The following is a 14354-nucleotide window of genomic DNA, read 5'->3' as shown; positions in this document are numbered from 1 at the left end:
ATTTTTTTAATTATTACTTTTATATATTAACATCCGGATGTTGTCATTGTTCACGCTCTGTCGGCATGTAGTCATTGCGACGACACCACAAGACGAAGAGTAGATAATGACTCTTTATAGGGTTAGAGCATAATGTCTGTTAAGACGGCGGCTACAGCCATCTTGCTCTCAGGAATTATAGTTCTTAGCTTATCAGCATTAACGCAGCATCGTCTCACTACGCGATAAACGCGCGTTGCAAGAAGAGAATAGAACTGTTTTTCACATTCCACCTATAAGGGTGGAAGCAGAGGAGTGTTAATGCCCAAATTGAATGCAGATTTTGTTGCCGATTGGGTCGCTATGCTGAGATCTTATTTGATTGATGAACAAAGATGGCCCGCAGTCGAGATCACAGCGTTGCCCGATGGGGATTTACCGAGTCATTATTTCGACGCGCAACGCCGACGTATTGCAAGCGTCCCCCGAACCATCGAGATTGGAGACAGCTTTGTCTGCCCACCAGACTATGAAGCTGGTTGGACTATGCTCCAAGAGAAAGTGAAAAAGGGGGAAGATATCAATGGCCACCTCAGTATGGGCCATATCTCACTTCTCAACCATGATGGACTGCTTGCCGAGTGGGGAGTGCATCATTTTCATCTTGGAACCACCTTTCACCCGAAAAATCCTGCCTTCGCAGACAGAACCGGACCTCTTGTCTATGCGATCGTGGGGAATGAAGCCTTTTATGCGATTAATGTTTATGATCATTATAGTTTTGAAAATATCGACGTTCTCGAAAGCATTCATCGAAATTGGCCAGAAATGATTAGCCGCTATCGCGCGAAAGGCGTCACCGGAGGTGCTTGGAATAAAGAGCAACGACGAGCGCTAAGGCGCAAAAATGCCAACGTTTCTGTGACCACCTCAGATGGCACAGTGTATATGCCGATCGGTGGCGGAGTTGTGGCGTCGGGTATCAATATGGAAGCGATCCGCCTTGCAGATTACTGGTTCTTAAAAATTCGTGGTTTCCAATCTGATTTCGAGAAGCAACTCGCCAGTATACTGCCAACTCTCACGCAAAACCGTTATGCAGGCGAGAGCACGATTGAGGCAGAGCTCAAGTCGTTCTCGGGAGAGAACGCGCAGGTTTTTTTACCGAAATACGATGTGCTTGCGAAAGTAACGCTCATTCAATCAGCGCGATCCCCTTGAAAGCAAATCCGGCTTCCTCTCTGGAATTAGCTGGAAAGCCGCCGTTTGGTTTGTTGATCAGAAACGGCAGCTTCGGCCCTGACTTGGACTTCAGAACACCGACAGGTTGCTCCACCATCAGGAGCATTGGTTTGAGCCAGCTACCACGCGCATGGGCGGGCTGCTGTCTCCACGAAGCATTGAACGTCCGCTCCTGGGACCACCCATAAGGCCAACCTATGTCAGAGAAGACGGCGGTTACCGTCTGTCAGCTATGCAGATAACCGACAGACGGGTCAGCAGAATTTCGGTGCCTGGCTGCAAAGAACAGACGCTCTCGACCTCGTTTTCTTACTGCCGCAAATTCCGGATGAGTTGCAGTCAGCTGCGCTACGATCCATCATGTCTCAGGGAATGGTGGAGCCGGGAACGAATAATGAAGCTTCAGAAGGTCACGATCAGCAATTTTCGGCGCCTTGAGAAGGTGACGATTGATATAGAGGAAAAGGAGACCTTGTTCGTCGGTCCAAACAACAGCGGAAAGACTTCGGCTACTGCCATTTTCCGCGCGTTTCTTGGCGGACGTGAGTTCAAGATCCACGACTTCTCGGTCTCATGCCTTACCGATTTCGAACAGTTTTCCAAAACTGGCAACTCTGCCGACCTCCCGGAGATCGGTCTCGACCTCTGGTTCGAGATTGATCCCAACACCATTGCCTTCGGTCGAGTCTTTACCCTTCTTCCCAAATTGTCAGATTTCACACAGGTCGGTTTTCGCTTACGGTTTGGCATCGACGATGCCAAGAAATTGCGCGAAGAATATTTCGCGGCCTATCCCGCAGGCGAGGACGGTCGACACGCTCGCAGCTTATCTCAGTATCTCGCCACCGATACAAACCTCAACCGTCACGCCGCTACGCGCTATGCTTCGCTTGAGGAAGTAGCAGCGGATGACGGCGAAACCACTATCGTCGCCACCCCGTTGGAGCCGGATGAGGGTAAACGGCTCGTACGCCAATTGGTCCGTGCCGAATTTGTCGATGCCCAGCGCAACATCAACGATGATGATAATAGTCGCAGCAACCGCCTTTCTGCAGCTTTTGCTTCTTTCTATCGTAAAAATCTCGATCAAGCCGCATATGCGGTCGAAGCGCACCAAGTGATTGATGAGAATAATGCCGCTTTAACCCGGCATTATGAGAAGCAATTCGCACCGCTCATCGATCTTATCAAGGGGCTGGGCGTGCCGTCGGTCAATGACCGTGAACTGAAAATTATATCCTCGCTCAGTCCGGAAAGCGCACTGCGAGGAAACACCGAACTCCTCTATGTCGATCCTCATCGACAACACGAGCTACCCGAGCTTTATAACGGGCTCGGCTTCAAGAACCTTATCTATATGGCGATTCAGGCACGTCACTTCCATACACAGTGGCTTGCCACGCCGGAGAACCGACCGCTTTGTCTGCTAATTTTTATCGAGGAGCCTGAAGTCCATCTTCATGCTCAGGTTCAACAAAGCTTCATCGCCAATATATGGAGTGTGATTGAGGACTCCGCCAAAGCAGCTGGTCAGTCGGCTTTGATGCCACAAATCATTATCACTACCCATTCCTCGCATATCCTCGACGCCATCAATTTTGAGAAAGTTCGCTATTTCCAGCGCTGCCATCTTACTGGCGAAGCTGCGAAGGATGGCATACGCAACGCATCTGACGTTCGCAGCCTACGTACATTCCAACCGGAGGCCGATGTTATAGAAGGCGTGGCAATTTCACCCGAGGATACTCTGACGTTCCTAAAACGCTATCTCCGGCTCACGCACTGCGACTTGTTCTTCGCCGACGCCGTAATTCTCGTAGAAGGCGCCGCCGAAAAGCTTTTACTGCCGTCGATGATTGAGACCTCAGCAGCTCGATTGCGTGCGTGCTATCTTACCATCCTTGAGGTAGGGGGGGCCTATGCCCACCGTTTCGAAGGGCTGCTCGACTTTTTACGCATTCCATATCTCGTCGTGACCGACCTCGATTCTGTCGAACCAACCGGCTATCCGAGTACTTGTCGCGCCGATGTTGCGAACGCACGGACCTCCAATGCTTCACTCAAGAAACTTTGCGGTAAGGGCACAGTCGCCGAGTTGGTTGCTATGTCGCACTCTGACAAGATATCGGCCTCCAAGGACCGTTGTATTGCCTTCGAATATGGTGTGCTGGTCAGCGAAGGTGGGGCGCAATTCGAGATGATCCCTCGCACGCTTGAAGAAGCAATTGCTTATGAGAATTTTGCCCTGCTTCGCACTGGAACACTTTCGATCGGCAAGGTAATTCCCGCTCCCCTTCCCGACGCCTATACAGTGATCTACGAGCGCATCGGTTCGAAGGATTTCAAGAAGACTGACTTTGCGATGGATCTTCTCGCGGCTAAGTCGAGTTGGACGGTGCCTACCTACATTGCTGAAGGCCTACGCTGGCTCGAGCTAAGACTGTGCGGCGAGCCAGCACCACAACCTTCCCAAGACGGTAAGGCCGGTACGGCAAACACAGGCGGGAATACGGACGCAGGTACTACGGCATGAGCGGCAAGGTTGAGACCCAGGCAGATGCTGATGTGCGTGCCTGTATTGACGGACATCGCAGCTTTGCGCTCGTTGCCGGCGCTGGTTCGGGCAAGACCACGTCGCTCATCGAAGCACTGACTCGCGTGCGCACGCGAGAAGGCCAACAATTGCGACAAAATGGACAACGTATCGCCTGCATCACTTTCACCAAACGCGCGGTAGAAGTGATCAAAGCGCGACTGGGATTCGACGAGCTCTATCTGGTATCTACGCTTCACAGCTTCCTATGGAATCAGATGAGTCGCTTCCACGACGATATTCGAGAGGCACTACGCGAGGCACGGCTTCCGGCGCTCATTCGAAAAGAGCGCGACAAGGATAACGGCGGGAATAGCCGTACCGCGAAAGATGCCCGCGCCAAAGCCTTACGCTACGAGCAGAATCTAGTCGATCTCAATACGGTCCCAGTCTTCAGCTATGCCGATGCTAAATGGGGTGACTATCTGGCGGGCCGGCTCGGTCATGACGACATTATCGAAATCGCTGCCTATCTGTTTGCACACAACACGACGTTTCGACGGATCACCGGACTCCGGTTCCCCTATATCTTTGTTGATGAGGCACAAGATACCTTTCCCGGCATCATCGCCGGCCTCAACCTGATCGGCAGAAGCGAAGGGCTGCCAATCGTCGGGTATTTCGGCGATCCCTGGCAGCAAATCTATGATGGCAGCGCCGGAGACTTCGCGCCACCTGTGGGAGGCATGCCCATTACCAAGACTGAGAACTTCCGCTGCTCTAAAAGTGTCATACGCCTGCTCAATGCCTTCCGAACGGATGTCAAGCAATACGCTGCGGGTGAGAATGCGAACCGCGAAGGCAGTGTCTTGTTTCGACTGGTCCAGGCCGAGAAGCCTGAACTACCCCGCAACCGCTATTCCGAAGCCCAGATTACCCGTGCGCTGGCCCGGATGGACACTGCGATGGCAGAATGGGGATGGGCCGAACGTGATGATGTGATCAAGCTGTTCCTAGCCAACCAGATGATTGCACGCCGGCTAGGCTTCGCCGAACTGAATCGCCTTTTCAACGGTCCTTATGCTTCGACTCGTGCAGAAGAGGCGTTCGAAGCGGGCGAGTATTTCTTGCTAAAGCCGTTTACTGACATCATCTACCCACTCATCGCTGCCCATACCGCTGATGATAGCCGCGCCATTATCGACATTTTGCGCCGCAATAGCCCTGCGTTCGCTGTCAACGGGATCAACGCCGAGGCTACGCTCAAAGCGATGGTCGAGACATCCGTGAGTCTGGTCGAGCAACTTAATGTACTTTGGGCATCGGGCTCAGTCGGCGAGCTTTTACGGTTCTGCGTCGCCAAGGAAATCATCCCAACTTCGGACAAGTTAAATGAGCAGCTTAATCGCGCGCCACGCGATGAGGATTACGTTGAGGAATTGCACGGCCTCGATAAGGGTGACTGGCTCGCTGACGCACTGTTCGCGATGAAACCCATGGAAATTGTCCCTTACGCCTCCTTCATTGCCGAGAACACAGCCTACAGCACCCAGCATGGCGTTAAAGGTGAAGAATACGCTAAGGTGCTGATCGTATATGACGATGTCGAAGCTGCTTGGAACATCTACAATTTCAGCAAGACGCTAACACCTGCAACCGCAGGTCAACCCACGGACGGTCAGCGAGGTAGAGGGCAGCGGCTTGCCTACGTGTCCTTCTCGCGAGCGCTCGAGGATTTGCGAGTATTGTTTTTCACCACTGACCCCGACGGTGCCTGCCAAGAACTAATCGAGCGTAAGCTGGTGGCTGCCGAGCAGATCGAGATCGTACGGGCCTAGTGGGTTGGCGCATCATGCTGTGGCGAACCGCAGCTACTAACGTTCCAGTCCCAGAAAGCTGCCTATTTGAATGCGACTTCCCCCCTACCAAACTGCATCGCTCATGTCTGCCGTTCGGCGAGTCATTCAGAAGCCTGGATGACCGAGATGAGGCGACAACCGACATTACAATGAAAGACGCGGGACGGAAATCGTCCCTACGTCGCAAAGCCAGACTGGCAACTCGCATCGACGTGGTTCATTGTTTATGTGATGAATCCGTTTCGTTCACCCGACAACAACCTCCCCCTGTCGCATGCCCTCATCCTGAAGGCCGCGCTGCTGACGATCGGCTATATTGAGGAAAACGGCCCGATCGGCCTCACGCCCAACAAGGCACTGAAACGCTATTTTGTCGCGTGGGCCGCCGAGGCATTTGACTGGCCCGGCTATACGGTCGAAGACCTCTATGCCGTCAACAAAGTTCTCAATGAACACGATTTCCCGCCGATGGTGATCCTGCATGAAGTTCTGCTCAGCGCGAAGCTCTCACGGCATTTCAAGGGAACCCTGCGGCTGACCGACCTGGCGAGAAAGCTCCAATCGGAGCCAGCCCGGCTCTGGATGCTGTTGACGACCCATCTCCTCTTTGTCGTCGACCACAGCCCTTACACCCGAAGCGATGAACCACTGTTCGGCAACTGGGATATCTTTCTCAACGTCATCAATATCGAAGCCCAGGTTGCCGTCACCGAAGAGCGGCTGTGTTCGGTTCTCTACGGGGGCGAGGAAGAGGATATCCGTCGCCGGGATTTCAAGCTGACCGCCAGTCTTTACGTCCATGTCCTGCGACCGCTGTGCTGGGCAGGACTGCTCAACGAGCACCGAACAGGCACTGGCTTCAGCAGACGGGATTTCTATACCAAAACGCCTTTATGGCCAGCAGCCCTTAGCCTTGAAACGGATCGGCACCTGCACCCGGCGACCCGTCACTGACCACCACCGGCCGCCCGCCCCGGGTGCGCGTTACAACACGCGGTGCCCGATACAGTCTCGTCCAATACAAAAAGCGGCTCCCGAAGACCGGAAGCCGCCCATGATATTCATCGACAGATCTCACTCGGCTGCGACCGCATCATGACTATCGGTCATACGCGCCGCCCCTTCTTCCCTTTCAGTTCGCTCCGGCACGTTCGTCGTCCGCAGAGCCTCGGGCAGCCAGCCGGCGCCCTCAAGCAGCCTTTCGGCCGCCTGCGCCATGTCGTTCTTTTTCAGATGTGCGATACGCTCGGCTGCCTCAGTTCCCCGCGCCTCGCGTACGGCTTCGAGGATACGGGCCTTGGTGACACGGCCCAGATAGTTCTCCACCGTTGGCTGCCAGCCCGCTTCGGCCAGGTCGAGCGTAAGCGCCGTGGCGAGGCGGTCGGCTCGCGCCAGCCGCTCCCTGACGCTACGTGCCAGAGACGGGCCATGGGACGATTCATGCAGCGCGTTGATCCCGAAAGACAGACAATGCGCCAGCAGGGCCAGACGGCTGGTACCGTCCAGCCCGTTGATCCAGCGCCACAACGCGTCCTCATCCTCCGGCAGATCGTGCTTCCAACCCTCGTTGCGCTGGCGCAGCGCATGAGCCGGCAGGCTGCCCGGCATGTCGGGGGAATGCACCAGCAGCGAGATTTCCCGGACATAGACTTCCAGGCAGTCCGCGCCCGAGACCTGCCAGTAGATATCGCGCACCAGTGTGTGCAGGAATTCGGTCAGCGCGATGTGGGGATTGCCGGCAAACGCATCCCGCAGCGCCAGCGTGCGCCAGGCTGTCAGTTCGGTCAGCAGACGGTCGGAAAACGGCTTCAGTCCGTCTTCCTCCTCACGCTCGGTATCGAAGGTATCTTCCGTCCCAATTCCTTCGACATCGTCACCCTCGCCGTGATGAACGACCGTGTCATCATATCCTTCGGACTCATCGTGACCATCCTCGGGCTCCGCCGGCATATCCTCGGGCAGAACGAAGCCCCGCTCGACCAGCAACGTGCCGTCGGTATCGAGACTGACCAAGGCGCCGGCTCGCTGCATGTCCACCGGATCGAAGGACACGGGGCGTTCTTCCAGCGCCTCGATGGCCTGCTCGATCTCGCCCAGCCGGGTATCGATGTCTTCGGGAAATTCATCGGCCTGCGCGTATTCCGCCTCGATCGTTTCCTGCTCGCTGTGCAGCGCGGTCAGACGTGCGGCGTCTTCTTCCGAGAGCACAGCCGGCACACCATCGATCTCCACGAATTGCCGTGTGTGCCCCCAGGGGAAGGATAGTGCCGTCTCGACCCATTTCCAGCCTTCGGCACGGATATCTTCCGCAGCCACAGCCAGTTTTTCCATCACCAGCCGGTCGAGCAGGGTCGAATCCTGCAGCCAGCCGCCATCGTCTGCCTCGAACAGGTCACGCATGACGGGACCGCCAGCCGCAAGATAGGCCTCCAGCCCGACGAAGCGCACGCGACGATCCGATGCCCGCACGGTTTTCTCCGTCAGCATGCGGCGGATCAGATAGGGTTCGCGATTGTGGCTCTGGGAGACGATCTCCCAGACCTGTAATTGTCTGTCATGGTCATCGCTGATCGAGAAGGCCATGAGCTGGTCGAGCTTCATGCCATCCTGCTCGTATATCTCAAGCAGTCTGTCGGACACGGTCATCAGCCGCAAACGCTGCTTCACCACGGCTGGCACGACGAAGAACGCGGCGGCGATTTCTTCCTCGGACATGCCCTTCTCCAGCATGTCGCGAAAAGCGCGAAACTGGTCCAGCGGATGCAGGGCCACGCGCTGGACGTTTTCGGCCAGGGAATCATCCTCGGCGAGAATGGCCGATCCGGCCTCGCGCACGACACAGGGCACCGGGGCGGTTTTCGCCAGTTTCTTCTGCTTCACCAGCAGTTCGAGAGCGCGGAACCGGCGCCCGCCAGCAGGCACCTCGTAGGCACCGGTTTCCGCCCCCTCACCATTCAGGACGGGACGGACGTTCAGGCTCTGAAGCAGCCCACGACGTTCGATATCGCGGGCCAGCTGCTCGATCGACAGGCCAGCCTTCACACGCCGCACGTTGGAATGCGACAGCACCAGCTCGTTGAAGGGGATATCACGGGACGCATTGAGGGCGATTTTCTGGATGGCGCTCGCCATGGCGGGACACTCCGTGACGGACGGGCGGAAGCCTCTCTCCCACCCCTGAGTCCGTCACGAAACCCCCACTTCCCTCTTCCTCTCTTCCGGCCCCACCAGACGCCGGATCGCTTCCACGGAATGGCACGGACACGACTTTACGGAAGCTATATCTGCCTCAGTGCATCCGCGAGTCGATGCGTTCCACGACAAATTACGACTATTATAGTCGCAACATCACCATCTTGTGATAGTGCCGACCACGATAGCCGCGAATGTTCGTGACTATCCCGTAGCCCTCTTCGGACGATCCATCTCCCTGTTTTCACGCATTTTTCTGTTCACTCACCGCAAATCCATCCGCCACAGTGGGTTCAGGACGTTTCGACGATCCATGCAGAAAGGACGGGAAGATGGCACGCCAACGCGATACGATAGCGGGCAAACTGCGGCTCGTTCTCGACGCCCCGGACGCCAACGTGACACCATTACGCAGTGGAGCCGATCCTCGGCTGATCAGTCTGGTCCGGCTTCTGGCCCGTCAGGCCGCACGGGATTTCGTCAACGCTGAAGTGGAGGCCGCGAGGCGACGCGATCTCCAGGATTAAGGAGATGGGATTGTGAAAGTCGCGCTCTACGCCCGCTACTCATCCGACAACCAGCGCGACGCGTCGATCGAGGATCAGTTGCGCCTCTGCCGACTTCATGCGGAGAAACAAGGCTGGACGATCGTCGACAGCTACACCGACCGTGCCATCTCCGGTACTTCCCTGCTCCGCCCCGGCATACAGGAACTGATCCAGGACGCTACGCGCGGCCGCTTCACGATCATCGTGGCCGAAGCCATGGACCGGCTGTCGCGCGACCAGGAAGATATCGCCGGCCTGTTCAAACGGATGACGTTCGCCGGCGTGCGGATCATCACCCTCTCCGAGGGCGACGTCACCCACCTTCATATCGGCCTCAAGGGCACGATGAACGCCCTGTTCCTCAAAGACCTCGCCGAGAAGGTGCGCCGTGGCCTGCGCGGACGCGTCGAGGACGGCAAGTCCGGCGGTGGCAATTCTTACGGCTATGATGTCGTGCGCCAGTTCGATGCGAAAGGTGAGCGCATTCGCGGCGACCGGACCATCAACGAGGAAGAGGCCCGCACGGTCAGACGGATCTTCACCGATTACATGCGCGGCAAATCGTCGCGCACAATCGCCATGGAATTGAACCGCGAAGGTGTTCCGGGTCCGCAGGGACGTGAATGGGGACCGTCTACCATTCACGGCAATCGGGAACGTGGCACCGGCATCCTGAATAATGAGATGTATGTCGGCCGTCTGGTCTGGAACCGGCTGCGTTATCTGAAGGATCCGGATACCGGCAAGCGCGTCTCACGTCTCAATCCTGAATCCGAATGGGTGATCCAAGAGGTGCCGGAGTTGCGGATCGTCGAGCAGGATCTGTGGGATGCCGTGAAGGCACGCCAGGCTGAGACGACTTTCAGCCAGCCGGAACGGGGCAACGAAGCCCTCAATGACCGGCGCCGTCCGCGCCATCTCTTTGCCGGGCTGATCCGCTGTGGGTGCTGTGGCGGCGGCTACAGCATGATCTCGAAAGATCTGCTCGGCTGCTCGACAGCACGCAACAAGGGCACATGCGACAACCGGCTCAACATCCGTCGCGACGCACTGGAGGCCTCTGTCCTGAGTGGGCTGCGCACGCATCTGATGGAACCGGACCTGTTCAAGGAGTTCTGCAATGAGTTCACCCGCGAGGTGAACAGGCTTCGGATGGAACACGGTGCGGATCTCGCCGCCCGACGGAACGAACTCACCAAGGTGGAACGTCAGATCACGGGAATCATCACCGCAATCAAGGACGGCATGTACCAATCCTCCATGAAGGCAGAAATGGAAGCCCTTGAGGCCCGCAAGACGGAACTGACGCACCTGCTGGCCAACGCGGAGGAGCCGCCTCCCCTGCTGCATCCGAACATGGCGGAGATCTATCAGCAGCGGATCGCCTCTCTTTATGAGAGCCTTCAGGCCGAAGAGACGAAGACGGAGGCGGCCGAGCGTCTGCGCACGCTCGTCTCGCAGATCACGCTCCAACCGGCCGACGGCGAACTGGCGATCATCCTGCGCGGCGATCTGGCGGCGATCCTGCAGTTCGCGGCACACAAGAAAAACGCCACGGTCCATCCGGACAGTGGCGTTCTCGATGCGTTCGTATCGCAAGTATCATTGGTTGCGGGGACAGGATTTGAACCTGTGACCTTCAGGTTATGAGCCTGACGAGCTACCGGGCTGCTCCACCCCGCGGTGGTTTATGTGATGTGATTATGATGTGGATTGGAAGACCTGGCGGCGACCGACTTTCCCACGGCTTAAGCCGCAGTATCATAGGCGCTGGGGGTTTTCACGGCCGAGTTCGGGATGGGATCGGGTGGATCTCTCCCCGCCATAGCCACCAGGTCATCCAACCCACATCTGAGTAGGTCAGTGATTAACGGTTGGTGTTATTTTTGAAATGTGCGGCATGGATGATTTCTGTGCATGGGGTGCTTCTCTGGGAGAAGCTTGCAAGTGAGTTCTCGTGGGCGATTAGGACCAGTTAGCTGCACGCATTACTGCGCTTCCACACCTGGCCTATTGACGTGATGGTCTATCACGGCCCTTGGGGAGACCTAGTTTTGAGGTGGGTTTCCCGCTTAGATGCTTTCAGCGGTTATCCCTTCCATACTTAGCTACCCGGCTGTGCCGCTGGCACGACAACCGGTGCACCAGAGGTATGTTCATCCCGGTCCTCTCGTACTAGGGACAAATCCTCTCAAGTCTCCAACATCCACGGCAGATAGGGACCGAACTGTCTCACGACGTTCTAAACCCAGCTCACGTACCACTTTAATCGGCGAACAGCCGAACCCTTGGGACCTGCTCCAGCCCCAGGATGTGATGAGCCGACATCGAGGTGCCAAACCTCCCCGTCGATGTGGACTCTTGGGGGAGATCAGCCTGTTATCCCTAGAGTACCTTTTATCCGTTGAGCGATGGCCCTTCCACGCGGGACCACCGGATCACTATGGCCGACTTTCGTCTCTGATCGAGCTGTCACTCTCACAGTCAGGCGGGCTTATGCCATTGCACTCGACAGCCGGTTTCCGACCGGCCTGAGCCCACCATCGCGCGCCTCCGTTACACTTTGGGAGGCGACCGCCCCAGTCAAACTGCCCACCATGCAGGGTCCCGGACCAGGCTTACTGGTCGCGGTTAGACATCAGAAAAATTCAGGGTGGTATTTCAAGGATGGCTCCACAGGAACTGGCGCCCCTGCTTCAAAGCCTCCCACCTATCCTACACAGAATGTCTCTGATGCCACTGCAAAGCTGCAGTAAAGGTTCATAGGGTCTTTCCGTCTGACCGCGGATACCCCGCATCTTCACGGGGAATTCAATTTCGCTGAGCCGATGCTGGAGACAGCGGGGAAGTCGTTACGCCATTCGTGCAGGTCGGAACTTACCCGACAAGGAATTTCGCTACCTTAGGACCGTTATAGTTACGGCCGCCGTTTACCGGGGCTTCAATTCAGTGCTCTCACACCTCCTCTTAACCTTCCGGCACCGGGCAGGCGTCAGACCCTATACGTCGTCTCTCGACTTCGCAGAGTCCTGTGTTTTTAATAAACAGTCGCTACCCCCTGGTCTGTGCCACCCGCAAATGGTTGCCCACTCACGGGTCTCGCTTATCCCGAAGTTACGCGAGTAATTTGCCTAGTTCCTTCAGCATCGTTCTCTCAAGCGCCTTGGTATGCTCTACCAGTCCACCTGTGTCGGTTTAGGGTACGGTCTATATGCCAGAGCTATTTCCTGGAATGCTCAAAAAGCCAGTCCAATCCGATAAGGACTGACAACATCTCGCATTCGTCACTTCTGGCAGGTTCAGGAATATTAACCTGATTTCCATCGACTACGGCTTTCGCCCTCGCCTTAGGGGCCGACTAACCCTGCGTGGATTAACCTTGCGCAGGAAACCTTGGACTTACGGCGACAGTGTTTCTCGCACTGTTTGTCGCTACTCATGTCAGCATTCGCACTTCCGATATCTCCAGAGAGGGTCACCCCGTCTCCTTCACAGACTTACGGAACGCTCCGCTACCGCGCATACAAAGTATGCACCCACAGCTTCGGCACGTGGCTTGAGCCCCGTTACATTTTCGGCGCAGGGTTTCTAATAGACCAGTGAGCTATTACGCTTTCTTTAAAGGATGGCTGCTTCTAAGCCAACCTCCTGGTTGTTTTGGAATCCCCACATCCTTTCCCACTTAGCCACGATTTAGGGGCCTTAGCTGGTGGTCTGGGCTGTTTCCCTCTCGACAATGGACCTTAGCACCCACTGTCTGTCTGCCAGGCTAAACTTCCGGGTATTCGGAGTTTGGTTAGGTTTGGTAAGGCTTTGGGCCCCCCTAGCCCATCCAGTGCTCTACCCCCCGGGGTCAACACCTGACGATCTACCTCAATAGATTTCGCGGAGAACCAGCTATCTCCGAGTTTGATTGGCCTTTCACCCCTAACCACAGCTCATCCCCGACTTTTTCAACAGGCGTGGGTTCGGTCCTCCAGTGCGTGTTACCGCACCTTCAACCTGGCCATGGCTAGATCACTCGGTTTCGGGTCTTCTGCCAGCAACTCGTCGCCCTATTCAGACTCGCTTTCGCTACGCCTACACCTACCGGCTTAAGCTTGCTGCAAACAGAAACTCGCTGACCCATTATACAAAAGGTACGCCGTCACCCCATAAGAGGCTCCGACTGCTTGTAGGCGTCCGGTTTCAGGTCTCTTTCACTCCCCTCATCGGGGTGCTTTTCACCTTTCCCTCACGGTACTTGTTCACTATCGGTCACTAGAGAGTATTTAGGCTTGGAGGGTGGTCCCCCCATGTTCAGACAGGGTTTCACGTGCCCCGCCCTACTCAAGGACCATAAGAAGCATTACGCATAAGGGGCTATCACCCACTATGGCTGCACTTTCCAGAGCATTCTGCTTGTCTTCTCATGGCCACTGGCCTGTTCCGCGTTCGCTCGCCACTACTAGCGGAATCTCAATTGATGTCTTTTCCTCCGGGTACTTAGATGTTTCAGTTCCCCAGGTTTGCCTCCTACACCTATGTATTCAGTGCAGGATCCTCTTGCGAGGGGGTTGCCCCATTCGGATATCCACGGATCAAAGCCTACTCGCGGCTCCCCGTGGCTTTTCGCAGCGTGCCACGTCCTTCATCGCCTTCTAGTGCCAAGGCATCCACCGAACGCCCTTCTCGCACTCACTTGCTCCCATGCACAGAAACCATCCATACCAAGGCAGAACCCCGATATCTCAGGAAACATGCACGACAGCTCATTCAAGCGCGTCACATTTCAAAATCGCATATGAACGCTTCCGCCAAAATCCCTTAACACAAGCCGATTGCTCAGCTCATGGGTCAGACCAACCCAGGATTTCGGCACGCCCACATACGCACCAACCGATTCACACTGACAAAGAATACATCACCAGACACTTTCTAAAACCCGCTGCACCGCAGTCAGATAAAAGAAGGTCCGATCTCTCTAACCTCTCCTCGATGAGATCCATAAAACGAAGCAAT

General features: G+C 55.9%; 7 protein-coding genes, 1 tRNA gene and 2 rRNA genes. 6 read left to right on the top strand and 4 right to left on the bottom strand.

Annotated elements, in window-relative coordinates; genetic code table 11:
• Positions 1-300: 300 nt before the first annotated feature.
• The 4 genes from EMQ_RS11785 to EMQ_RS11770 all read left to right on the top strand — a co-directional run bounded on the left by EMQ_RS11785 (position 301) and on the right by EMQ_RS11770 (position 6567).
• The gene (locus tag EMQ_RS11785; protein WP_010668670.1) at positions 301-1200 is read left to right on the top strand and encodes a hypothetical protein; all 900 of its coding nucleotides are present in this window, start codon (positions 301-303) and stop codon (positions 1198-1200) included.
• A gap of 415 nt (positions 1201-1615) precedes the next feature.
• Complete coding sequence (locus tag EMQ_RS11780; RefSeq protein WP_018307962.1) at positions 1616-3754, top strand: ATP-dependent nuclease; 2139 nt, start codon at positions 1616-1618, stop codon at positions 3752-3754.
• Complete coding sequence (locus EMQ_RS11775) at positions 3751-5592, top strand: UvrD-helicase domain-containing protein (RefSeq protein WP_010666175.1); 1842 nt, start codon at positions 3751-3753, stop codon at positions 5590-5592. The genes EMQ_RS11780 and EMQ_RS11775 overlap by 4 nt, the downstream gene beginning before the upstream one ends.
• A gap of 252 nt (positions 5593-5844) precedes the next feature.
• A complete protein-coding gene (locus EMQ_RS11770; protein ID WP_010666174.1) occupies positions 5845-6567 on the top strand; it encodes a hypothetical protein in 723 nt (240 codons plus the stop codon).
• A 120-nt stretch (positions 6568-6687) separates the two neighbouring features.
• Here EMQ_RS11770 and EMQ_RS11765 read toward each other — a convergent pair whose 3' ends face one another.
• Positions 6688-8745, bottom strand: a complete 2058-nt coding sequence (locus tag EMQ_RS11765; RefSeq protein WP_018307963.1) for a ParB/RepB/Spo0J family partition protein — start codon at positions 8743-8745, stop codon at positions 6688-6690.
• Between the two features lie 392 nt (positions 8746-9137).
• Here EMQ_RS11765 and EMQ_RS11760 point away from each other — a divergent pair, with 392 nt between their 5' ends.
• Together EMQ_RS11760 and EMQ_RS11755 are read left to right on the top strand one after the other, a co-directional pair.
• Positions 9138-9332, top strand: coding sequence for a hypothetical protein (locus EMQ_RS11760; RefSeq protein ID WP_018307964.1), 195 nt, complete (start codon positions 9138-9140; stop codon positions 9330-9332).
• A gap of 12 nt (positions 9333-9344) precedes the next feature.
• Entirely contained in the window at positions 9345-11003 is a 1659-nt protein-coding gene (locus tag EMQ_RS11755) for a recombinase family protein (RefSeq protein ID WP_048874268.1), read from the top strand.
• Here the strand turns inward: EMQ_RS11755 and EMQ_RS11750 are convergent.
• The 3 genes from EMQ_RS11750 to EMQ_RS11740 form a co-directional block, all read right to left on the bottom strand.
• Positions 10960-11036: transfer RNA gene (locus EMQ_RS11750), tRNA-Met, on the bottom strand. The two genes, EMQ_RS11755 and EMQ_RS11750, sit on opposite strands and share 44 nt — an antisense overlap.
• A gap of 37 nt (positions 11037-11073) precedes the next feature.
• A 5S ribosomal RNA gene (rrf, locus tag EMQ_RS11745) occupies positions 11074-11189 on the bottom strand.
• A gap of 108 nt (positions 11190-11297) precedes the next feature.
• Positions 11298-14035 (bottom strand): 23S ribosomal RNA (locus tag EMQ_RS11740).
• Positions 14036-14354 lie beyond the last annotated feature (319 nt).

Origin of the sequence: Acetobacter aceti NBRC 14818 (genome assembly GCF_000193495.2) — a bacterium.
Classification (GTDB): domain Bacteria; phylum Pseudomonadota; class Alphaproteobacteria; order Acetobacterales; family Acetobacteraceae; genus Acetobacter; species Acetobacter aceti.
This window is presented reverse-complemented; position numbering and strand designations above follow the sequence as displayed.